This is a genomic window from Pseudoalteromonas galatheae (genome assembly GCF_005886105.2).
Classification (GTDB): Bacteria; Pseudomonadota; Gammaproteobacteria; order Enterobacterales; family Alteromonadaceae; genus Pseudoalteromonas; species Pseudoalteromonas galatheae.
This window is the reverse complement of the sequence record NZ_PNCO02000002.1, coordinates 657238-681971: the sequence shown is the minus strand read 5'-3', so window position 1 is coordinate 681971 and position 24734 is coordinate 657238. Positions and strand designations below refer to the sequence as shown.

15 protein-coding genes and 1 pseudogene are annotated in these 24734 nt (G+C 41.4%); 7 read left to right on the top strand and 9 right to left on the bottom strand.

The window, feature by feature from the left end; translation table 11 throughout:
* Positions 1-108 precede the first annotated feature (108 nt).
* The 3 genes from CWC29_RS20935 to CWC29_RS20925 all read left to right on the top strand — a co-directional run bounded on the left by CWC29_RS20935 (position 109) and on the right by CWC29_RS20925 (position 8295).
* Positions 109-3360: a S41 family peptidase gene (locus CWC29_RS20935; RefSeq protein ID WP_209319194.1), complete on the top strand. Its 3252-nt coding sequence runs from the start codon at positions 109-111 to the stop codon at positions 3358-3360.
* Between the two features lie 599 nt (positions 3361-3959).
* A complete protein-coding gene (locus tag CWC29_RS20930; RefSeq protein ID WP_128727479.1) occupies positions 3960-5564 on the top strand; it encodes a methyl-accepting chemotaxis protein in 1605 nt (534 codons plus the stop codon).
* 370 nt (positions 5565-5934) lie between these two features.
* Entirely contained in the window at positions 5935-8295 is a 2361-nt protein-coding gene (locus tag CWC29_RS20925) for an RICIN domain-containing protein (protein WP_138523394.1), read from the top strand.
* Positions 8296-8672: 377 nt separating this feature from the next.
* On the opposite strand, the gene CWC29_RS20920 is transcribed toward CWC29_RS20925, so the two are convergent.
* The 4 genes from CWC29_RS20920 to CWC29_RS20905 form a co-directional block, all read right to left on the bottom strand.
* Positions 8673-9074, bottom strand: a complete 402-nt coding sequence (locus CWC29_RS20920; protein WP_128727481.1) for a hypothetical protein — start codon at positions 9072-9074, stop codon at positions 8673-8675.
* A gap of 215 nt (positions 9075-9289) precedes the next feature.
* Positions 9290-10042, bottom strand: coding sequence for a type 1 glutamine amidotransferase domain-containing protein (locus CWC29_RS20915; protein ID WP_138523396.1), 753 nt, complete (start codon positions 10040-10042; stop codon positions 9290-9292).
* 277 nt (positions 10043-10319) lie between these two features.
* Positions 10320-12224, bottom strand: a complete 1905-nt coding sequence (locus CWC29_RS20910) for a S9 family peptidase (protein ID WP_138523398.1) — start codon at positions 12222-12224, stop codon at positions 10320-10322.
* A gap of 121 nt (positions 12225-12345) precedes the next feature.
* The gene (locus CWC29_RS20905) at positions 12346-13137 is read right to left on the bottom strand and encodes an AraC family transcriptional regulator (RefSeq protein WP_138523400.1); all 792 of its coding nucleotides are present in this window, start codon (positions 13135-13137) and stop codon (positions 12346-12348) included.
* 98 nt (positions 13138-13235) lie between these two features.
* On the opposite strand from CWC29_RS20905, the gene CWC29_RS20900 reads away from it, so the two are divergent.
* Both CWC29_RS20900 and CWC29_RS20895 read left to right on the top strand, forming a co-directional pair.
* Positions 13236-13952, top strand: a complete 717-nt coding sequence (locus CWC29_RS20900) for a type 1 glutamine amidotransferase (protein ID WP_138523402.1) — start codon at positions 13236-13238, stop codon at positions 13950-13952.
* Between the two features lie 386 nt (positions 13953-14338).
* Positions 14339-14830, top strand: coding sequence for a hypothetical protein (locus CWC29_RS20895; protein ID WP_128727486.1), 492 nt, complete (start codon positions 14339-14341; stop codon positions 14828-14830).
* Positions 14831-14989: 159 nt separating this feature from the next.
* On the opposite strand, the gene CWC29_RS20890 is transcribed toward CWC29_RS20895, so the two are convergent.
* Positions 14990-15766, bottom strand: a complete 777-nt coding sequence (locus CWC29_RS20890) for a complement resistance protein TraT (protein ID WP_138523404.1) — start codon at positions 15764-15766, stop codon at positions 14990-14992.
* 156 nt (positions 15767-15922) lie between these two features.
* Between CWC29_RS20890 and CWC29_RS20885 the strand changes: the two genes are divergently transcribed.
* Positions 15923-20023: a PKD domain-containing protein gene (locus CWC29_RS20885; RefSeq protein ID WP_167815463.1), complete on the top strand. Its 4101-nt coding sequence runs from the start codon at positions 15923-15925 to the stop codon at positions 20021-20023.
* A gap of 390 nt (positions 20024-20413) precedes the next feature.
* On the opposite strand, the gene CWC29_RS20880 is transcribed toward CWC29_RS20885, so the two are convergent.
* Entirely contained in the window at positions 20414-20788 is a 375-nt protein-coding gene (locus tag CWC29_RS20880; protein ID WP_128727489.1) for a hypothetical protein, read from the bottom strand.
* Between the two features lie 148 nt (positions 20789-20936).
* Here CWC29_RS20880 and CWC29_RS20875 point away from each other — a divergent pair.
* Positions 20937-21165 (top strand): annotated as a pseudogene (locus CWC29_RS20875) (IS110 family transposase); the annotation flags it as partial.
* A gap of 17 nt (positions 21166-21182) precedes the next feature.
* On the opposite strand, the gene CWC29_RS20870 reads toward CWC29_RS20875, so the two are convergent.
* From CWC29_RS20870 to CWC29_RS20860, 3 genes are all read right to left on the bottom strand, one after another.
* Positions 21183-21929 (bottom strand): autoinducer binding domain-containing protein, encoded by a 747-nt coding sequence (locus tag CWC29_RS20870; protein ID WP_099032015.1) that lies wholly within the window; start codon positions 21927-21929, stop codon positions 21183-21185.
* Between the two features lie 10 nt (positions 21930-21939).
* Entirely contained in the window at positions 21940-23178 is a 1239-nt protein-coding gene (locus CWC29_RS20865; RefSeq protein ID WP_138523408.1) for a class I SAM-dependent methyltransferase, read from the bottom strand.
* A 567-nt stretch (positions 23179-23745) separates the two neighbouring features.
* A complete protein-coding gene (locus tag CWC29_RS20860; protein ID WP_128727491.1) occupies positions 23746-24732 on the bottom strand; it encodes a Calx-beta domain-containing protein in 987 nt (328 codons plus the stop codon).
* Between the last annotated feature and the right edge of the window lie 2 nt (positions 24733-24734).

Sequence of the window (24734 nt, the reverse complement as noted above, 5' to 3'; positions counted from 1 at the left end):
AACTACTCAACATCTCATCGCGACCACACTCCGCGGTGGGGTGTTTTTTCACATTTTGAAACAAGCTACTCATCTAAATTGGGTGCATTTCACTTCTCAATCGTTATTATGTATCAAAATTATAACGGAAATGCCTATATTATGATGAAGATAAAAACACTCATGCTCGCTATTGCTACGGCAGCCGCGCCTTTTGTTTCGGCGTATCAGACAGAAGATACTCGCCTACTCCGCTTTCCAGATATTCACAAAGATAAAGTCACTTTTGTGTACGCTGGCGACATTTATATTGCAGATACCAATTCAGGTAAAAGCCAACGATTGACCGACCATGTAGGTTTTGAAACTTTCCCTAAGTTCTCACCAGATGGCAGCAAAATCGCTTTTGCCGCTGAATATAATGGCAGCCGCCAGATATATGTGATCAATGCCGATGGTTCTGGTTTAAAACAACTCACATATTATAACGACGTTGGCCCAATGCCTCCCCGCGGTGGTTTTGATTATCGTGTGATGGACTGGACGCCTGACGGCAAACATATCGTTTTTAGAGCAAATCGCACACCATGGGGCAAACGTATGGGTCGCCCATATATGGTGCCAGTAGAGGGTGGACTTGAGCAGCCGATGGCCATCCCAGAAACCGGTGGTGGTATGCTCTCCCCTGATGGTAGCAAGTATGTTTACACACCAATCGACAGAGAGTTTAGAACCTGGAAACGTTCTCGTGGTGGTCGAGCACAGGATGTCTGGATTTACGATCTTGAAAACAATACGTCCAAACAACTTACGACTGACAAAGCAACCGATCAGCAACCAACTTGGGTGAATGACAGTATTTACTTCGTGTCTGATCGTGACTACACGCTCAACCTCTATAAATATCGCGATGGTAAGTCACCGATAAAAATGACTGACCACAAAGACTTTGACGTGCTTTGGCCATCAGCTGGACCAGATGCCATTGTTTACGAAAATGGCGGCTATTTATATCGCTTTGACGAAGCGACAAAGACCGCGAAGAAGCTAAAAATTGATGTTTCAGGTGTGCGTCAATATGCCATGCCATATAGTAAAAACGTTAGCGACTTTATTGATTCAATGGATATATCACACGATGGTAAGCGTGCATTGTTTACTGCCCGTGGTGAGTTATTCTCAGTCCCAGTAAAACAGGGCCCAACTCGCAACCTTTCTTACACGCCAGAAGGCCGCGAAATTGAAGCTAGCTGGTCACCAAATGGTCGTTATATTGCCTACATGAGTGATAAAACAGGTGAATATGAGATCTATCTAAAAGATAGAGCAAATAACAACAAAACCATCCAGTTAACTGACAATGGTACCATCTGGCGCTTTACGCCAATTTGGTCGGCTGATAGCAGCAAACTGCTCTTTGCTGATAAAAACCATACGCTATGGTGGGTTGATGCGAAATCTGGCGATATGCATAAAATTGACACCGCCAAATACGACGAAGATGGTCTAACCGAATATACTTGGTCGCCAAACAGTGAAGATATTGTTTTTGTTAAGAACAATGAAAACCGCTACGCCTCGCTTTGGCACTATAATACTGAGGATAAAAAGGTCACTCGCCTGACTGACAACATGACCAGTGAGCGTAACCCGACTTTCTCTCCTGACGGTAACTACATTTATTTCACTTCTGAGCGCGACTATAACCTCACCTTTAGCAGCTATGAATTTGATTATATGTTTAATAATGCCACACGCATTTATAGCGTTGCGGTGAATAGTCATATCAAGCCATTAAACGCGTTTGAAAGTGATGAGCTAAGCATTCAATCAGACGGCGAGACGAAAAAAGACAGTGACAAACAAGAAAATTACATTGAGGCCAACGGCTTTATGTCGCGGGTTGTATCACTCTCAGCCCCAGCGGGTAACTACGGTTCGCTTACAGGTGTTGAAGGTGGCGTACTAACCTTAACGGGCGGTGCGTTGAAGCTCCTAGGCACAGAACCCGATAGCAAACTAGAGACGGTTGCCGAAGGGGTAAGCAGCTATAAGGTTGCCGCTGGTGGTAAGCATCTAATTGCTCGTGCTGGCAATAATTACAGTGTTATAGCGCCTAAGCCAAAACAGGACTTAAAGAGCAGTCAGCTTGACCTATCTAAGATGACACTGAAAATCGACCCTAAAGTTGAATGGCAACAAATGTATGTGGAAGGCTGGCGTACATTGCGTGATTGGTTCTACGACGAGCATCACCACGGTCAAGATTGGGATGCAATTTTAGATAAATATCAACCACTTGCCAGCGCTGTCGCACACCGTAGCGACTTAGACTATGTACTTAGTGAAATTGCGGGAGAAATCAATGCAGGTCACATTTATGTACAATCTGGTGATGCCCCAACAGCCGAGCGCAAAAAGCATGGTTTACTTGGCGCAGAAATAAGCGCGCATCAGTCTGGCTACGTAAAAATTGAGCGTATCTACAAAGGTGAGAACTGGCATGAAGACTACCGTTCACCACTCGACGAAACCGGCGTGAATGCCAAAGCGGGAGATTACATCATCTCGGTAAATGGTCGCTCGGTAAAAGACGTAGTTAACTTTTACGAGCTACTTGAAAATACCCAAGGCGAGCAAGTTGAGTTGGTATTGAGTAAATCGCCAAGCGCTGATGATAGCTGGAAAACCACGGTAAAACCTGTCGCCAGCGAACAAGGCTTACGTTATATGGCATGGGTTCAATCACGCGCTGACTATGTGGATAAATTATCAAACGGTAAGATTGGCTACGTTCACCTACCAAATACTCATTATGATGGTAACCGTTCATTATTTAAGAACTTTATGCCACAAACGAGTAAAGATGCGCTGATCATCGACGACCGATATAACGGTGGCGGCTTTATCCCCGAGCACATGATCACTTGGCTTGCTCGTAAACCGCTTAATTACTGGAAACGTCGTGGTGTTGAGCCAACAAAAACTCCACAATTTGCTCACGATGGTCCAAAAGCGATGTTGATCAACGGCTATTCAAGTTCAGGCGGTGATGCTCTACCTTATTACTTCCGTCAGGCAGGTCTTGGCAAACTAATTGGTACTCGCACTTGGGGTGGCCTTATCGGTATCTCAGGTAATCCAAGTCTTGTTGACGGAGGTCAGGTTATCGCTGCAACCTTCCGCATTCTTGATAATGAAGGCAATTGGATCATCGAAAATGAGGGCGTCAGCCCTGATATCGAAGTGATTGATAGACCAGAGCTGGTTCATGCAGGTAAAGACCCGTCGGTCGAGCGTGCGGTAAAAGAGCTATTGCAGGAGTTAAAAGATAACCCGAAGAAAGCACTGACAGTGCCTCCAGCACCGTCTAAGTTTTAATCCACTATCAGGCAGGCCATCGCGCCTGCCTATATTAACTACAAAAACATCGAACACACAGCCCCTTAAGAGTAGTTTAGCGCTAGTGTTCAAAATTCCTCACTGACTGTGTCTGATTTAAGTCAAAAAAGATTCAACTAAACGCAACAAACACTACACCAGTCCGAATTAAAGTGTATAAATAAACAGAACAAATAAAACATTTAATCTGGTGTTAGATAGTGAGCGGGCTCTTTATTGTTGTTAAATGCCCTTAAATTATTTCCTTGAACAGCAAGAGAGCTGTGGAGATAACCCCACTTTCGCGTCCTGCTATCTACTATAACCTGTAAGCAAGACACGATGACTGTCGTAGTAAGTGCTAAACAGACTGCTATAAAAACACTAACTATCGAAACTCAGGCTACCTGTGAAGATATGCTATATTCAATGTACCCTTAGGAGAAATACGCTCAAAGAGCAGTATCAAAAAATAGTCCACTTAAACTCGTACTTCGATGAATGCACTGAACAATTCATTATTACGTAACAAGGTAGTAAATAGTGTCATTTCGCATCAAAGTTGAACTTAATCCATATTTGATATTCAGGTTGTAACCATGAAGCTAAGTAGAAAACTATTCCTTGCCTTTGGCACAATAATACTACTCATGACATTATCCAGCGTTTTCGTATGGTTAAAGGTCTCCGTAGAAACATCCCGTGCTCTAGAAATCAAAAACGACGACCTACCAGGTATGATTTATTACAACCAGCTATTAGATATCGGCCATCGACTAGAGGCTTCAGCACTTGAATATGCCAATGGCGATTCAAGTAAAAAACTTCAATTCGAACGTTTATTTGAAGCTTTTAAGGAAACGCATAAAACACTCTACATTTACGAATCAAGCAAAGCATCTGACCGTGAAAAAATGTCTGAAATCATGCGTTTAATATCTCAATACCAAAAACGTATTAACGACGATCTTTTCGCTAAAAATACAAGTACTGAAATAAGTCGTCGAGCGTTAAAAATTGCTGATGAAACATATCTTCAACCGTTGAATAAAATCTTAACGGTATCAGCAAACGAAGAAAGAGATGATGCAACAAGGTCTCTTGATAATTTAGTTGATGGCTTGAACTCAACACTTTTTATTATAATTATCATTTGTATACTTGCGGCCGCAATTGGTGCGATAGTGGCTTATTCGTTGAATAAATCCATTATTAATCGGTTAAATCAGGTCCTAGAAATTGCCGAGCGAGTCAGTAATGGAGATATTTCCCAGCCTGATATTGTTCACCAAAGTAAAGATGAAATCGACAGCCTGGCGTCTTCAACGAATAAGATGGCGGCATCGTTAAACAATCTACTCAGAGAAATCAGTAAAGTGGTTGGTGAGGTTCGTGCATCTAGCCAAAACATTGCTGTAACCAATAACCAAATTGCTGTACGAAGCCAATCGTCCTCAGATCAATCAACACAAGTAGCTACTGCAATTGAAGAAATGAGTGCGACCGTTTCAGAGGTAGCGACACAAAGCCAAGTAGCAGCAGGCCATGCCGAGCAGGCAAAAAAGCTTGCCATACAAGGTGGAGGTTCGGTAGGTGAAACTATTGAAAAAATCCGAGCAGCCTCGAAAGATGTTCAAAATACTGCCAGCAACGTAACGAACCTAGGGGAGCTAAGTAGTCAAATCGGCAATGTGATCGGTGTTATTGGCAGCATTGCAGAACAAACTAATTTACTGGCTCTCAACGCAGCAATTGAAGCTGCAAGGGCAGGTGAACAAGGCCGAGGGTTTGCTGTGGTAGCTGATGAAGTTAGGACATTAGCAGAACGGACGTCAAAGGCGACTGAAGAAGTGGTATCAACAGTTCAGTCTATACAATTACAAACCGAACATGCTGTTACGTCGATGCAAAGTAGCGTCAACCAAGTTGAGCAAAGTGTCTTGATGGCTGAAGAAGCAGGCTCGCAACTTGAAGAAATTGTCAAAAGTGCATCGGAAATCGCGACCATGATCCAATCCATTGCAACAGCAACAGAGGAACAATCGGTGGTTGCAAGTGAAATGGCACGTGATGTTTCGCATATTGAAGAATCTAGTCGCAGCTCTTTGCAAGACACTCAAATTGCTGCGCACTCAGGTGAAGAACTTAGCGAGCAAGCAAGCGCGCTGGCACAATTGATCCAAAAATTTACCTTACGCGCTTAACCTAGCGCTTTATTTCTCTTTTTAGTCCTGACTTTGCTGCATCATTCAACTCTTGCTTAGCTTGTTAAGCAAGAGTTGAGCGCTAATACCAATTGTATTAAGTAAATAAGTAATAACTCACGCTTAAGCATCATTTTGGTTACATTAAAAATACATAACATCGTAACACAAGCTCATTTTTAAACCTTTTAATTGACCTTCCATTTTCAGATGTTACTTTTTCAAACCATTTTGTAACTTGTTAGGAGGTAACTTTTTCAATAAGGGTCAATCATGTTGAAGCTGAAAAATGCCAAAGAAGGTAAATTTAATCACCAAAAGGGACGGTAACAGCATCAAGAACAAAAAAAATTCAAATTAGAGAAAAATAATGAAAAAACTCACCTTGGCACTCAGTGTGTCATTAGGACTAAGTTCGCTTCTGATCTCACAAAAATCATTAGCAAATAATTTACAAGGTCCCTGTTTTGATTACGCGTCACGTACCAGCAGTACCTCCACCACCGTCGATTATCAAAGTGGCGCACTGTCTCTGGCAAACAACTTTGCAGGATTAGCTTTTGAAAGCAGCCCTGCTTTAAGCGTAGTCTATCCGTTACTTCACGACACGATAATGGACTCTATGAACGAAGAGTCTATTAACGGTGCGGACCCAACATTGGCTGGCTGCTTATCCCACTTCGAAGCGCGTATATCGAATCTGGAAGTCAGTCAGCTAACAGGACCATTAAATGATATTCAGCATCTTATGAAGTCAGCACATAGAGATGCCACTTCGGACCTAAAAGGGTTACATTATAGTCTTGCCGAGAAATATAGCAAGATGGCAGATGACCTTGCGACTGTGATCCAGAACCAGTTCAAACAGATAGACACAGGTTCTGTCTCCAAAACCACATTTGATACCCTCACTAGAAGTGTTATCCCAGGCTTTGTTAGTGCGATGCAAATGACCTTTTTGCACCGAGCAGAATTCGACAATATGTGCGCGAACTTGGATACACCGCCTTATTGGCATAATCTCAGTGACGATGGACTCGTTCCTTATACTACTTTATATGATATTCGCTCTGGTGATCAGTACCTTACCGACCTGTTTACCCGACCGGAAGAGAGCAGTGCAAACAATGCTTCTTGTACTTTAGGTTATGCAACCTTCTTCGACTTCATGAGTTTAAAAGACGGCAACTGGGGTGAGGCTTTGCGTCAGATTGGCCTTGAAGTCGTGCCCAATAGCCGAAATCCAAGCCTGATTTCTGTGAGCCTAAATTTTGAAGACTCTAAACTGATCCAGTACCGAGAAGCCTTTATCTCACCATGTCGTCATAACTCTTACACTGATGACTACGACAACTATTCAATGAATGGCTCTCATTGTGATAGTAACTACAACTCTCGTATCAGTCAGATCCGCAACCCTTCCTTTTTAGATCAAACATCCCGACATGTGGATGTGAAGGAAGTGATGTACAACCTTGCACATGTAATAGACTCATGGGACCTCAATAACCTGATCATGACTCGCAATGAGTTGACGAGCAACGCGGGAGCTATTGATTTTCACAATGCCCTTCGTCTAAAACATGGTGCATCCAACCTTTGTGTAGACCAGCAATCTAAAGTGCGTAGCGTTTGTACCTATGGTGCCAGCCACTTCGTATTTGAACCTTTTAATGACGGTTATTCAATCCAACGTGCTGAAGATAACCGTTACCTTAAAGACAAGGGCGGCGATTCTGGCTTTCAGATATATTCGGATCGAGGTAGTGACGCAACTTGGCACCTCAGCTCAGTCAATAGACAAGGCCGTTATGAACTAAAAAATAAGTCCACTGGCCGGTGCTTGACTGTCTCTGGGGAGTCGCTGTCCGTCGGTGGCTGTAATGGAGCTCAGTGGGAGATCAACGGCAGCCACGTACCGACAAACAACGCGCTGGTTCGTCTGCGTGACACCAGTAACAATACCTGCGCTAGCAAAGACTGTAATGCAAACAGCTACGAGCTGAGGCTTACTCATTTAGATGATGGCTATAAAATTGCCCGTTTTACCGACGGCAAACATTTAAGAAGCCAGAATAACATCGGCTTTTCTAATGCCCGGCTATATCGTGTTATCACACCGGGCTCCCCTTTTGGGCCTGCAGAAACCATTACTGAGCCTGCTGCAGTGTGGTATATCTATGACACCAACGGAGACAATAAATTTGCGCTACGCAATAAAGATACCAAGCAGTGTCTAGCAACAAACAATGGTAGCCTAATCAATATCAACTGTAGTGATAACAGCGAGACTTGGGCATTTGACCGCAAAGCACCACCGCTAGGTCGCCACCTCAAGCTGGGTCAAAATGGTATGTGCTTGTGGTCAGTTGGCTACATAGGCTCTAAAATGTCATACGGTTTATCGGCTGGCTGCGAGCAGAGCATGAAACGCGTCACGCTTGAAGGTATGCAAGGGGGTTACTTGATCCATGATCCACTAGATGGGCATTATCTGACAGATCCGGGCGCCGCAGAGTACGACCATTTTGGCCTAACTGCACCGACAGAACCAAGTAACAATTCAATCTGGGATTTTATTGGCCCCTATGACAACGATAAATATCAGATCCGCAACCGCATTACAGGTAAGTGCCTCAGCTCTAAATACCTTAATCAGTATACCAACAGCGCTATGGTGATTAGCTGTGCGGAAGAAGAAACTAAGTCTTGGGAATTTAATACCCAGTGATGTTACAGCGAGACATATTTATTAATCGGCTTAATTAACAAGACTATTTCTAGGTAAGGAAACCTGGCTATAAAACTGCTACGCCTCTTGCCTGCACTAAACGTACAGGCAAGGCGAAATCTTATTTATTAAATAGATTTTTAAAGTGGTGGAGGCCGGGTTTCACCTTCAAATAAAACGTCTTTAAAGCAGAATAGATATTGCTTGCAAACACATCGAATATAGCCCTTACGCATCTGTTAGGGCTTTTTCGTTGTTTATACCAGTTACATGATCGCACAACTAATTTGGGGAGGCGCAGTATTAGTTGTTAGGCCTTCATTGGTAACAAAAGCCCAACTCAAAAGTCGGCTATTTTGAGACCAGAACAACTTAATTCAGTTACGCGTATATACGCTCAGCAACGGGAACTTGTTCTCACCGAAAGCTAATGTAAGTGAAAGCGTTTCCCCGCCATCAAAGTTTTCAGAGAGTTTCATTGGCGCGATCCGTTGACCATTTGCCGTCAGTGCCAATAGATGTTTATGTGTTAACGTGCGGCGGCCACTTGATTGGTTCTTGAGTGTAACCACAGCCCAGCGCTCACCGCTTTCATTACTCATCAACACCGCGTTAAGTACTTTGAAGTCACTACTATCTGGATAGATATTTGCGTCATTCGCAAACGCTAATGCCATGTTGTTGGGCACTACATTATCAATCGTTAACGCTTCTTCAGCTGCCTTTGTATTCATAGCCAACATAAGTAACCAAAGTCCAGCTATTATCCATTTAGACATTTGTTCACCCTTCTAGTTTCCTTTGATTGACTTAGTATGCCTCCTATTTGAACACACTACAATTCGGATACTATCTGAAACGAAAACCAAAAAGATAAACCGACTTATTTATGCTAGCCTCTTGTCAGTCCGCCTTCTGCTTGGTGGCAAGAACTTAACGTAACATAGGCTTATATCTCCTTGGTTTACAAATAATTATGACGTGTTGGAGCTAGTTACCTTCTATCTAACTTTGCGATAATTTTCTCTGCAAGTAATGTGGCTGATGCAGGGTTTTGTCCGGTAATTAACTGTCCATCTTCGATTACATTGGTCTGCCATGCAGCTGCTGAAGAGTAAATACCGCCACGCTCGATAAGCCGGTTTTGCAATAGAAATGGGACAATATCCGTTGTCCCTAAATCACTTTCCTCTTGATTGCTAAACCCTGTAACCCGCTTACCTTTAACTAAATAGTCTCCGTTCGCAAGCTTAACATTCGTGATCGCTGCTACACCATGACAAACAGCAGCAAGTACTCCATTTTTATTTAAAATATCGGAAGCGACACGCGCAACATCACGATTGTCAGGGAAATCCCACATAGGCCCAGATCCGCCACTAAAAATTACCGCATCATAATCATTTGCATCTATTTTATTTAGTGGAATGGTATTTATCACCTTATTAATCAACTCTGCGTCATTTAAAAAAACTTGATGATAACTATCAGGCTCTGTCAGTGCTCTCGCATCTATTGGGGCAAAACCGCCTTTGATGCTTGCAATATCAACTTTGATGTTGGCCTTTTTTAGACGGTAATACGGATGCGTTAGCTCAGGGAGCCAAAACCCTGTTTTTCGACCAGTATCTCCTAGTTGGTCGTGGCTGGTAAGAACAATTAATACACGGTGGTCATCCGATGTTTTTGCCAATGGGGGAAAAGAAAAAGTAGCTAAAATAAAAATTAAAAATAACCGTTTAATCATGAGTAAATCACCTTAATTGTGTAAAGTGACTACAATGTATCGCGCCTCAACGCTTGCTTCATTTACATAGGTTGATTATGGCTTAGAAGTTGAAGCAACTTGCTTCGCATCGGTGGGTTCAGCTTTGACACCGTCATAAATAACCAAGCCCGTTGTCTTGCCAATCGAACAATATTGCTTTGGCGATCAATTTTTGTTTCGGAATAACAACGGCTAGAAAGCGAGTTGTTATTCCGTGCTCAATGCAGCTACTCAATAAAGATGCTAATTACAGCAATTATAAGGTTTCTTCTAACCACTTGAAGAATTCACGCTGCCATACTATCCCATTTTGCGGTGTCAGTACCCAGTGGTTTTCTTCAGGGAAATAAAGGAAACGACTCTTCAAGCCACGAAGTTTTGCGGCTTGGAAAGCTTGCATCCCTTGGCTCAGCGGTACACGGTAGTCTTTACCACCATGGATCACGAACATCGGCGCATCCCACTTATCCACATAGCTGATTGGGTTAAACTGATTGTATGCTTTGCTAATGGCCGCATTGTTTTGCTCCCAGTACGCGCCACCCAATTCGTTGTTCACAAAGAACATTTCTTCGGTTGTGCCGTACATACTGCGCAAATCAAAAATGCCGCAGTGCGCGATAAAGGTTTTAAAACGACCATCGTGGTTACCAGCTAAGTAAAACGCAGAGTAACCACCAAAGCTGGCACCAACTGCCGCGATACGTTTGTTGTCAACATATGACTCTTTCGCAACATCGTCGATTGCATCAAGGTAGTCCTGCATCGCCTTACCACCCCAGTCTTGGCTGATATCTTTGTTCCACTTCACGCCGTGCCCTGGCATACCACGACGGTTTGGCGCAACCACAATATACCCTTGTGAAGCCATCACTTGGAAGTTCCAGCGGAAGGAGTAAAACTGTGATAACGGTGCTTGTGGGCCACCTTGAAGATATAATAGCGTTGGATATTGCTTGCGTTTATCAAAATTAGGCGGGTAAATAACCCAAGTTAGCATGTCTTCGCCGTCTTTTGTCTTCACCATTCGTTTTTCAACGTGAGGTAAATCCAAATCAGCATAAAGCGCTTCATTCACATTTGTCAGCGCAACAAGCTTTTTGCTATTCAGATCAAAGCGGAAGATCTCTTTTGCTTGATTCATGCTATTGCGAGTAACAACTAACTGATCGTCTAGAGCCGCTACAATGCTATTAACATCAAACATACCCTTGGTTAGCTGTTTAATTTTTGGTTTGGCTTTGGTTTTGGTGTTCACCGCTACTTGAAATAGCTGGATTGTGCCGTCAACTGGTGCAATAAAATAAATATGCTTACCATCATGACCCCATTCAAAACTGCTAACCGTGCCGTCCCAATGCGCAGTTAGATTGATTTCTCTGTCACCCTGCTTAACGATGATGTCATTTTTATCCGCCTCGTTACCGGGCTCATCCATACGTAAGAAAGCCAGCAGCCCTGTGGATGAGAACTCTGGGCTTTTATCATAACCCAAGTTTTGCTCGGTTAGATTGGTGGTTTTCTTACTGGCTAAGTTATAACGATAAATATCCGTGTTGGTGCTGCTCGCATATTCTGCGCCAGTCAGCTTTTTACTAACGTAGTAGATATTTTCACCTTTTGGACCCCAAACATAGTCGCTTGAACCACCAAATGGTGACGTCGGACTATCAAAAGGCATCCCTTTCATGATGTCGACTTTTTCTTCTGTGATTAGATCCTGATAAAACACATGCTTAACACTGCCGTCTTTCCAGGTATCCCAATGGCGGTAGTTTAAATCATCAAACACGTAAGCATTGGCTTTCGTAAGCGCTTTATGTCTATCCGTGGCCAGCACAGCTTCAACATTTACAGTATCATGAAATAGTTTTTTGCTGCCATCAGGCGAAATATTATCGTCTGACAATATCCCTTGATACGCGCTTATAAGTCGAGACGCCCCACCCTTTAACGGCACTTGATAGACTTTGCTATCAAAGTCATCATTTTCAACGTTTGGCGTCGTAACTCTATAAATCACATGGGTGTTGTCTTTAGATAATCCAAGCGCACTCACGCGCTTTACTTGCAAAAGCTTGTCAGGAGTCATTACCTCTTTGGCAACCAACCCAAAACTTGGTGCTAATCCTAAGCTAGCACATAAAAGAATTCGCAACATCGCGAAATGCCTCCAATAATCAAATCTCACCTAGACTACATAAACCCGACAGAACTTAAAAGCATTCGCGATAAGATACTTTCTTCTCTAGTGCAAGTCGCGAGCAAGTAGCAGAAGTTGCTCAAAATAAATTTACGTTGTGCTGTAAGTTGGCAATTCTGTACTTTCTAGGTGTTTGGTTGAACAATTTCTTAAACGCTTGCACAAACGCAGAGTCAGAAGCGTATCCCAACTCGATAGCAATTTCTTGTATGCTCTTTTGCGACTCTAACAATTGCAAAGATAAAACTAACCTTACATTTTGTCTCCACCGTGAAAATGATTGAGAAAACTCCCTCGAGCACAATCGCGACAAAGTGCGCTCAGAAGCGCCCACTTTTGTTGCCCACTCCTTTAACGTAAATGGCAGATCCGGTTGCTCTTTAAGCTGTAAGAAGATGGATAAAAGGCGTTTATCGGTAGGTATGAGTAGGGGTATTTCATAACGGTTTGCGATCTCGATCTGATCTCGCAATACGGTTAGCAAATGTGTGATATTGGACTCTGCTTGAGTGAGCGTCTCGTTTTCAAATAGAAGCAGTATTAATGCTTTTATAAATGGCGTTACCAGACAGGATTTTGGTTTGTCTCCATACTGAACATATTTGTCGGGATTAAGATAAATCGCCAAAAACTGTGTATCTGTAATCGCTATGGATTTATGCACTGTATTTGCGGGTATGTAGAGCATACCATTGTGAGGTACGATCCCGCTTTTATCCCCGATACTTGATTGCAGCAGCCCCTGCAAAGGAAACACAATTTGATGCCACGAATGTGAGTGAAAGTCATCAATATAGCCAGAAGCCATATTAATCGTTTTAGTTACGATTTGTTTATCTGGAGAACCTTTGATGAGGTCATTAGCTTGCATCTTGGCGACTTATCAACATTAAACGTCTGTTAGTATAAATTACGCCATCCGAATTTAATATACCATCTACAGCCTATCGCAAATTAAAAGGCACAAAGATGCATATTCACTTTATCGTTCATGAACATTTTGAAGCGCCCGGCGCCTATGAATCTTGGGCAAATAAACACGGCCATACCATTACCTACTCGCGAGTTTATCAAGGAGAACCGCTCCCAAAAAGTATCGAAGGCTTAGATTTCTTGATTGTCATGGGAGGACCTCAAGATCCGTCGACAACTATTGAGCAATGCCCGCACTTCGATGCAAAAGGTGAGCAAGAAGTCATCTTGAACTCGATTACCGCCGGAAAAGTTGTGCTTGGCATATGCCTAGGGTCGCAACTCATTGGTGAAGCGTTAGGTGCAACATTTGAACCTAGCCCTGAACGTGAAATCGGAAAGTACCCGATAACCTTGACGGAAGCAGGGATGACACACCCACTATTTAGTCATTTTGGAAAAGTGTTGGATGTCGGTCACTGGCATAATGATATGCCAGGGCTCACCAATGGTTCACAAGTGATTGCATATAGCGACGGGTGCCCAAGGCAAATTGTCGGCTACCGCGACCTAGTATACGGTTTTCAGTGCCATATGGAATTTACCAAAGATATCGTCGCATTACTGATTGAAAATGACGATCTCAATGACGCTTTACTGTATCGATTTGTAGATGAGCCAGAAGTTTTACTGAGTCATAACTATGACGAAATGAACCAAAAACTGTATGATTTTTTAGATAAGTTAGAAAGCTTCTATAAATCACAGCCCTGAGTGTTAATCATATTATTTAACCTGAGGTTTGGGACTTGGGGCTAACTCAAATACCCACCATAATTCGCATCTATATTATGGTGGGTGTCCTTTATCTGTACTTATAAAATATAATTGCTTATCCAGCCAAATTTAGGTGTAATGAGCACATAATAAACACTGAGCGATGCAGGGAAAGCTTAATTAATAATAGATTAGCTGTTCAAACTAGCAAAGAGCGCTAAAGCCTCCAAAAAGCCTATTTTTTCTAAGTAAGCCCACAGCATAAACGACACCAACTCTGACGCACCGAGCAGGTAGCGGCTCAGTCCGACCAGCGATTATGCAACACAAACTGCGTGTCGCATAAATACTAAAATGTTATACAACTACGGATAGCCCAGAGTATGCCCAATCCATTTATTCCTGAATCGTTTAAGCCTCCGACGTTCTTTGATAGTGAAAATTTTCACTTCAGAGTGCTTGAAGAAGAAGTTGCTGAGTTAGACTTTGAAGCAGTAATGTCCAGTCAAAAAAGACTACAAGGAATATTTGGCCCTGAAACTGAGTGGCCTAAAGTTAATATGACCCTCGAAGAAAATATAGAAAGCTTAAAAATTCATAAACAAGAATTTGAATCAAGGGATGCTTTTGCATATTCCATATTTAACAATTCAAAGGAAAAATGCCTAGGCTCTGTTTATATAGATCCAAGCCGATCACTAAATTATGACTGCGAAGTCTACTTGTGGATTCGAGATGATAGTATTGCGTTAGAAAAAATACTTTATCAGACTGTCTTAAATTGGCTTCAATCAGTGTGGCCTTTCTCAAAAATAGCATTACCGGGCAAGTCGATTTCATGGAAAGATTGGACTCATGAGTTAAAAGCTGTATAACAAGCCAATCGAGCACTAACACAGACCCCCATCACAATTTGCATCTATATTATGACGGGTGTCTGCTATTCGCTATAACCGTTAAAAATAAATGGAAACATAGTATTGGCACGTTACTTCCACCCTAGTACTATATTTTCAATATTACCGAACACCTAGCTACAACAGGCCCGAAATAGAATTTACTAAACCTTGGACTAGCCTAGGTCGAGCCTCAACGAATTCCAGATTTACTTTATTCGCTGTAGATACGATCCGTGTTTGATACTTTTTACGGTCAGTCACTTCGTTTGAAGTCACCGATTTATAGCCTGAGTTACCTTGCTTTAGCTTAGCTCTATTTCCTTCTTGTACTTCAACACCAGATTTCGCGCGCTCAGAAACCTGTAAGTCAGTAACAATATTAAAATAAACGTCTTCCACCATTGCATCAGCAACAAAGCCTGCAGCTGCACCAAGCAAGCCTGCAGCTGCTTGTCCTCGACCACTACCAAACTGAACACCAACAATAGCACCCGCTACAGCCCCACCATAGCCTTGGGCTAAAATTCCTCGATTTTCATCAGCGGTCGTTCTGCCGGCTTTGAGAATATTCGCTTGGATCCAAAAGTGCGCTGTATCTGGGTCATTAACAACCTTGTAGCCTTTTGAAAGTAATGCAGTTTGTATCTCGTTAGCGATGACTAAATCCTGCTTATCCGATGTATTTCTGAGTTGTAAAAACACTGTACGCTTGTCTTGACTGACTGGGTCAAGAAATATAGAGTCGCTCATTTTAGTTTCAACTCTTAAATCTCGCTTTTTCACCGCAGTGTGCATCGCATTACAACCAACTAATTGCATCACTAGAAAAAATGAGCATAGCGTAAAAATCAATTTCCAAGCACCGAATTTAGGTGTCGAAATAAAATGTTGTGATATAGTGCCGTGTTCCATGTCCATAAACCCTTCATTTTTGTTAACACCTAGATAACTTATTCAATGAATCAATACTGAACAAGGTGGAAATTTCGACCCTGTTTCATGCAGACTTTTTCACGCATTCTTATTTTTCAAAGCAACTTGCTCTCGCTCAAATACATAAGGATGGTTATGGATCTGCATAAATGCATTCCTCTACGCACAACCCTAATTACGTTGTTAACAGGCGCTTTAGTCGCATGCGGTGGGGACTCAGATAACGATATAGATAAGCCAACAAACAGCCTACCGATTGCTCAAGCAGGAGAACATCAAACGGTCGATGAAAAGGCAACCGTCACGTTACGCGGTAGTGGCACGGATAACGATGGGGTGATTAAAAGCTATCAATGGCAACAACTGTCAGGCCCCCCTGTTTTGTTATCGGACCAAAGCAACGCAATTTCCTCATTCGTGGCTCCAGATGTCACAGAAAACGAGGAGTTAAGCTTCGAATTAACCGTTATTGATGATGAGGGAGGAAGTGCTACTGATCAGGTAGTTGTCACCGTAAACAACCTGAACAACATAACGGTTCAATTGCAAGTACCTCAGAGCATCGCGAAAGGATCGTGGGCACAATTAAAAGCGGATATATCGAGTGCCGTTGAAATTGACAGCATCGTATGGGAAGAATCAACAGATATAGTTCTTAACATTGATAATGATAAACCTGACTTTGCTTCACTAAAAATCCCTGAAGACTACACTGGAGATAACCTTGAGTTTACGGTCACAGTCTCAGATAAATCAGGCTACTCTACCTCTGCAAGCGCCCATGTGGCAGTTGCTGAAGCAATAGATTTTGTTGACTACACAGGTGATCATGACGAGCAACCGCTTGAAGATGCTGAAGTCATCGCGACATTAGACCCGAGCAGCGAATTGAAGCCAGCAACAAGAGGCGTTGACGGTTACACGACCTTCATCGTTGATGGCCAATCGGGAGTAGAAATTACCCCGGAGATGGGTAGACTCACAATCACCGCAGGTGCGTTAAGCGACATACAAGTCGGTGATATTATAGTCGGTGTCACCGCTGATGATGATACCGGGTTTATGCGTGAGGTTCTTGATATTAATGGTAATGTTTTAACTACTTCCCATGCACCATTACACAAAGCTTTTCCAGATGCTGACGTTAAACTAGACCTTGTTATAACGAACCAAGCTGCAACACTTAATCAGTCGGTTTCAACTGCTAGTAATACGGTACAGTCAAGTGTAGATATTCCTATCTTAACGTTCTCAAGAACACTGCAGCAAAAACTAAGCCCTGAGGTCACGTCAGTTGTAGAACTCGAGATGAACTCAAGCGCTACAATTGGGATAGAGTTTTCAATTATTCGAGGTGAAGTAACTCACTTTTCTACAATTGCTCAAGCAGATTATCTAACTAAGACCTACCTTAATGCTGACTATGAATATCAAGGCAGTCTGAGCAAAAGCAAAGTATTCAACCCTATAGTCAACAAAAACGTAAAGCTGTTTGTTGGACCAATACCTTTGTTTTTGAACGTTAAACTACATCCGCAACTAGGTGCTTACTTGGGCGTCGCAGGTGAAGCCCATTTAAAAATGGGTATTAGTGCTTCAGGAGAGTATAAAACCGGATTCAAATATCAAAACGACAAACTGAGCCCAGTTAACAGCTTTGTACCCGTCATATCTCAAATTGGACCTGAATACCAACTATCAGGTGAAACATCAGCAAAAGTAGAAGCCGAACTACAGTTTATGCTTTCTGCTTATGAGTTATCTGTCGCATTACCTTTTGGTAATAAAATAGAGTTAGATGGCCCAGGAGCAGGATTAGCAATGGGGCCATATGCTGAATATATCGCAACTGCAGTACTTAACAATACACAACAGACAGTCAAATGCAGCTTAGCGCTATCATTAGGTTTAGGTGTTGATGCCAATTTAGATTATGGATTTGTTGGAGATATTCTTGGCTTAACCAACGAAGAAAAAAACAAAAATATTCCTCTTTACGATTTTAATCGACCAATTTGGAGCTCTGAAGTTTGCCCATTTGAGACTCAATTCAATACGCTTACAGGTGCTATTTCCGATGTTGACGGCAGCCCCATAACGGGTGCTGATGTTTCACTAACAAGCGTTAGCACTGGGCTTTCTCAACAATTATCATCCGATACCAGTGGCGCCTTTAGTTCTTCACCACTCGCGGTTGGTGATTATCATGTCATCGCTTCTAAATCGGGTTTTCAACCAGAGCGCATTACAATCACCGTTACCGAGGACACCAACCAACCAGTTCAATTAATTCTGCTCAGTGGTGAGCCCGTAGATGATAGCAACCCAATTGACGACAACCTAGGCAACCCGCGCAAACAAGCTCGTGTCACAGGAGACCCAAATTTACGTACGTTTGACGGCTTAAACTATGGATTTAATGGTGTTGGTGAGTATATCTTAGCCAAGTCCAATATCGACTCTTTTGAGATTCAGGGCCGTTATGTCGCAGTCCCTGGCAATCAACATGTGTCTTTCAATGCCGCTGTCGCCGCAAATGTAGCAGGAATAAGAGTCACCTTTTACCCAAATGATGAAGGCCTTGCCGTGCTTATTGATGGTCAATTACAAACATTGAATAACGGTGCTCGTGAGCTTCCTAATCAAGCAAGTATCTTTAAACAAAATAATCGTCATTACGAAATAACTTGGCCAGACACCTCATTACTAAAGGTGTATAGACGGGGTGAGTTTGTCGAGACAGAAGTGCTTTTACCAAACTCTCGTGCGGGCAGCGTTAATGGATTACTTGGATACTTTGATGGCAACGTCGACAATGACTTAACGGATGCTAACGGCAAGCAAATTGAAGACAAAGGTAACTTTAATCAACTTTATGATATTTATGGTAATAGTTGGCGTGTAACATCCGAATCCTCTTTGTTCGACTACTTCAATGATGAGACTCCTGAAAGCTTCGTTGACCTTAACTTTCCACGGACATTGTTAACTCAAGCGAGGTTAGAGGCACAAATTGGTAGTGCGGAATATCAACGGGTTAAAGAAGTGTGCCAAAAGTATGTAAGCATAAAAAGCAGGCTTGAAGCATGCATCATAGATGTTGCTTTAACAGGAAACGAAAGCGATTTAAGCGCTTATCGCGCAATTTCCGAGCCAACATCTGAGTTAACATTAAAAGTTCCACCACAAATCACAGTATTGTCTCCAACACCTGGCGCAATTTTGAGTAGTAACATCTTAATAGAAGGCAAGATTGAAACAGTTCAATCAAGTATCGCCAAATTATTTATTTCTATAAATGGAGAGGCTAAAAGAGACATTAGCTTTGCGCTTAATAGTGGCAGTTTCGCACTCACTCAACCAGCGGAGTCTTTTGTTCAAGGTGAAAACAACATTATACTCTTTGCGACAGATAGTAAGGGGAGCCGAGCTAATTCAATTATTGGCTTTACGTTTGACAGTAACGTCGCACCTGCAGCTGGTGGAGATTTAATTGTATTCAATGATGTCAATATTCTAGATAATGAACGGATTTACAAAGCTGATAACACACAGTTTGCGAAAAACCTAGCCAGTTTTTCAGGAAACAGCCTCCGTGCCCGAGGTTCTAAAATAGTCCTAGATCGATCTCATGATTCTCGCTGCAGTTGGTCATGCCAATCTATTAATTACCTGTACAGTACTTGGGAAGATTTAGGCTTTGAAGTTATTACATATCAGTCTCTAGAAGATTGGGATCTTGATGACCCACAAATAAAACTTATCGTACTCTGGACTCCACTTAACTCATATTCTCCGGATGAAGTCAGTCGCTTAAAACAATTTGCTGCGCAGGGGGGAAGAATTGTATTTGTCGGTGAGCACGAGCTGTTCTATGGACTAAAAGGCATTGAAGTTGAAAACAACTTCCTTATCAGTATGGGGGCATTTATGCGTAACATTGGAAAAGATGTATACGGCGGCGACCACTATTTTGATGTCAGTGAAGATAACCAACATCAAACAGTTCAGAATGTAGAAACTTTAGTGTTCAACAGAGTATCACTACTCTCTCTCGGTCCAAACGACTACCCCTTGGTGAAGAGTGCCGATGGTTTAGACGTAATCGCAGGAGTTGCACGTATTGATATCAATAATCAACCCAATGAACGCCAACAGTATTACTTTATGCTACACCAGAGTAATAAGCCCAAAAACCCGCCATCACCTATCGTAAGTGATCGCTCAACAAACTAAAAATAAAGCAGGCCCACTCATGCACAATTTGATGAGTGGGCCATAAAATCTAGCCCGAGTTGACTTAATTAGAGACCACAACTAAACCACCTGACGTTAATAAACCAGAATAACAGGGCTAAATTAAACTTGGCTGTTGTATGTGTGTCACACTCGGCGGTTCAACAGCAACTTAATATCTTAAATCTAATTACGATAGCGGACGTTCGCCTAACTCGTATTTGGACAGAAATGAGCTATGTCGTCGGCTATATTAGGTGAATTTCGCATAAGAATTCTATGGACTAACGCCCTACTATCAGGCAGATAAAGCTTGGCTAAAATTGTGTAGCTAAGCGGAGCCAAACAAGCTGTTAGCAGTCCCGAATTGAGAGACTTGCTAGAGTATTTTTAACCAAAGCTTAATGTTCCGATAACAGCCGTTCCAGAAGCTATTATGAAACCGAACGAGGTATTTGTTAACTTACCAGCTTTTTTGGCTCTATCAGAATCGTTTGAGAAAAGGTATAAAGGCAAAGAAATAATTAAAATCAAAGTTGAAATTGCTAATGAAAATATTGAAATAGCCATAGCAAGTTCAAATACTTGTTGATTGTTAACTTCTTGTATATCAACGAGGCACCCGACACATTCATTCAAAAACTTATCAAGTTCATTTTCCTGAGATAATGAATATAAGAAACCGAAAACGATTATTACTAATAAAAGAATAGTACCGAACTGCCAAGATGGCCTAATCCCAGTAAGATCTTTAATATTTCTCAAAATTTGAACTCCTTCCCAAATACTCTAACGCCAAAAGAATCGGCAGTGAAACCGGCCGGTTGCTTTTCTTGATACCTATTGAACCTTCACCCCGAAGTTTAGCGAACAGTTAAACTTCAAGACGAACAAACCAAAAGGAGAAAGCTCAATGAAATTCTATACTACTTTTCATAAATATTATTGTGGAATTGACCTCCATGCATGCATTGTTGGTATTGGGTAGTGATTTATGTGCTGAGCATGATATTGATTTTGTGCTTGGTCATGCGCTTTGCATGAAAGCTATTCACGGTGGTAAAGCCAAAAACGATAAGATTGACTCTTATAAAATCGCTAGTCTATTGCGTGGTGGCAACTTCCCGCTGGCTTACAGATATGAAATACTAGCGTTAAATCAACTAAAGTAGTGCCCTAGCGAATAAAGCAATTTATCTTTTGGAACATTTCCATGCTTTTTTCTAAATTTATCAATTACTTTTGCAGCGTAGCGATAGGTTATTCCAATATGATCTTCAATTTGCTTCATCGGTTTCCCCGAAACCAAGTATCGCATCACTTGACGCTCTGTATCGCTCATTTTTATATAATTGTCGTATAACTCAGCAACTAAGTTTGGATCTGAGAAAATTTTGCTGTTCAACGCTGAGCAAAATAATCCGATTTGTTCTTCATTTTCCTGTACGAGGTGATTAAAGTCTTTATCACTTAAATTGCTATACAAAGTAACACAAGCGTAGCCTCTGTGGTCGCACATGAGCGGGACGACAAAACCGTTATTGAGACCAAATTCGTTTTTTGCATGGGTCAAGGTAGCAACTTGTAACTCTGTGGGGTTGAAACCATGTAGGTCCCGCCACCAGTTTATTGGATCTCGATGACCAGCAAGTATTTTAGCTACGAAGATATCTGTCTCAGGCTTAAAAATTTCATTTTCTTGATAGTACTTTAAATAATCCAGAGGGGCGTTTTCGGTGGCGAGTATGATAGGCATTTGGTTCAAGTGTTTAACAAATTCATGGCTTGGCAAAAAACCATAAATTGCGCTATCAAATCCGATATGTGAGATGGCACGATAAAAACTTGCAGTGTATTCTGCTTGATTCGAAGCATTCAACAAATCGACTAGATCTTGATAGCGCATTTTTATTTTCCTACTTTTTAGCTACGATTAAATTCATTGCACCATGAAAGTGAGTGCAATCTCTGTTTGTTACAGACAGTCCAGCTTGTTCTAGCCAACCTTCAACTTTATCTAAAGTATAAAAAGAATGTTGGTATTGTGTGACAAATTGTAAGTTCAATCTCTTAAAATCTGCAACAGCAGGATTGTCTCTAAATTGCGCTTCATACAACTCAATCATCATTTCCATGTGAGATTTTGTCATGTTTTCATTGGGGTTTGCGATAATTAACAGACCACCCGGAGCAAGTAAGTTATAGCAGTGTTTAAAAACCAAAGACGGATTATCCATCGCGTAAACACTGTTTATTAATGTAATCACGTCGTATTGATGCGTATTAACAAACTCTTCTAGTTGGACATGAAATGCTTGAAATCGCTGTGGTTCTTTCAGTCTCTGCAGATTGGCGTTGGCTTTTTGCACCATATCAAGAGACGTATCTACACCGTGATAAGTAGAAACTTCACCATTAACAAAAGCGGCTAAGTTTCCATTTCCACATCCAGCATCCAGAACAACTCCTGACAAAAGCGGAGCAATTGTATTATAAAGTTCGACTTGTGGTGGAGTAATAATAGAGTCAAATGCACTACTATATTCATCCCAATGAGATTTATTCATAATTTCCCTTTTAATTAGACAATCACTCTTATTAAAGCAAGATGATAAGTTTCGATTTAGGAAGCGAAGCCCCCTTTTCTTTATTTCTTTCGTTTCAACAACTAGAGCAGATATTTTCCTATCAACCCCAATATCATAGTTGCAATCATTTTTAATCAGTATAGCGTTAAATAACTTTTTATAAAAATCAACATTCCCTCTCAGGATAAAAAACAACCGCTCGAAACCCATCTGTTGTGCTTTATCTGATAATAGGCCATAAACCACTCTGGTAATTGCGACATCTTTACTCGATATACTAAGCTGGCCGACAACTGCATCCTTTTTAGGGTCAAAGCCATCGCTTAATGATGCCCTTACTTCTTTCCAAACATCTTCATCTTCATACGCGCTGCTCAATCCAAAAGTGGCTATTGGATTATGTGGAACTTGGCTTATATCACTAAGTAGGTATAGAGAAATCCCTTTACCTAAGATTTTATCTTTGGTAACTCTGATAGCCGGAAAGTTTTCCACATAGTTTTCTTTCAACGTTTTAACTGCGACATCAATATTATTAAAATTACATGCTTCAATTTTAAAAGACATAGTAAATTCCTCTCATTCTGTTTTTAAAGGAGAGGTAAAATCTGTCTGCAGCCAGAGTTCACCTTGCATCAGGCATTTGCTTGTTTGCCCGATAGACATAAGGTTAAGGCGATAATGGCAGATGCCAGAGGCCGATATTTGGCAAAATCACAAACCAATAAGCCATTTAATATCAATAAGTTAAAAACTTCGGAAAGAAATAGGAAATAGATTAGAAAAAGGAAGGTGCTACTTGTAGCATTTGATATAAAACGATTTCAAACTAGCTCAGTATTTTTACAAACGTCAATTACAGACAACCCACTCTGCCAGCTCTTTAGCCAGCAATCGGTTTGCTTGAAAGTTTTGCAGGTAAATATTGTAGTTCGATGTAATGGTTGAACTTAAACACCTTAAGCTGAAGGCTCGTGGTATTTGAGGGTGCTTCAATGAGCTATTGCTAACTCATCGAATAATGAACAAAAGTTCTCTCGATTTTCACTTCTGTTGATGGGGAGTATGCAGCAGCGCTGAGTGCGCTGCCCATTGGCTTAGTTGAAAGTTAGCCCAATAAACAAGCAACCCAGATTAGATAACACTACCATTGTTATTTGCTTTCACTTCAAGTTTTACCACCTCACCTAACTCTTCAAGCCACTTAGGCGAGTTAGAAACTCTGGAACTCAAGTAGTCAAGTAACTGAGCTTTCATCACTGTTGTTGCTTCATATTGAGTATGAAACTGTTGTTTTTTCAGCGCTTCAAGGTGGGAGTCCAGTGCATTTCTCAAAACATTAGGATCCAAATCTAAAGCTTCATTAAACAGAATAATGTATTTTTCTCTCGCTCTTTGAATATTATCTTGAGTATCACGGTAATTCTTGACCAAGTTAGCCTTTGGGTTTTCTTTTCTTGACAAATAGTTACCAAGGATCTCAAGCTGTTTCAAATCATTCGAAAGGTCCGCAGCAAGAGCTGAAAGGTTACTTACCAAAAGGCTGCTTTTTTCCACTAAGTCTTTGTTTACTCCAGCTTCGACAATCATCACGATATGTGACGGCTGCCCTTTCACATTTTTCAGCTTAATGTAAAACATTTCATTGTTTTCATAGACATCAGAGTCAGGAATAATAGGAATATTTATTGATTTTTGCACTTCACCAGGCTGGAACTGTAAAGCAATATCAAGAGCTCGATAGTCCTCAGCTGCTTTTGCAGTACCATCTTCTGTTATCAACTCAATCTGTTGTACTAAATCAATGTTGGTTGTTCGATGAAGAGTAACTTCCACGACAGCACTAGACTCTTGAACTTCAGTCTTCACACCAGAAAAAGTAATATTTTCATATTCTTTAGGAAAGAAATATGGATAAGACAGCGCTGCTAATGTTGATAAACAAAGTACCCAACTAAAGGAAGTAACAAACGAAAAATGCCAACGCGCAAACAGTAATGGCTGAGCACAAACACCACACTTGTTGGCATATGATTTAGTAAATAACTTATGCGCCCGAGCATTACTACAGTGTTCTATATTGCTGCAATAATATTGTGCTTTTATTGGTTTAATCGACATCT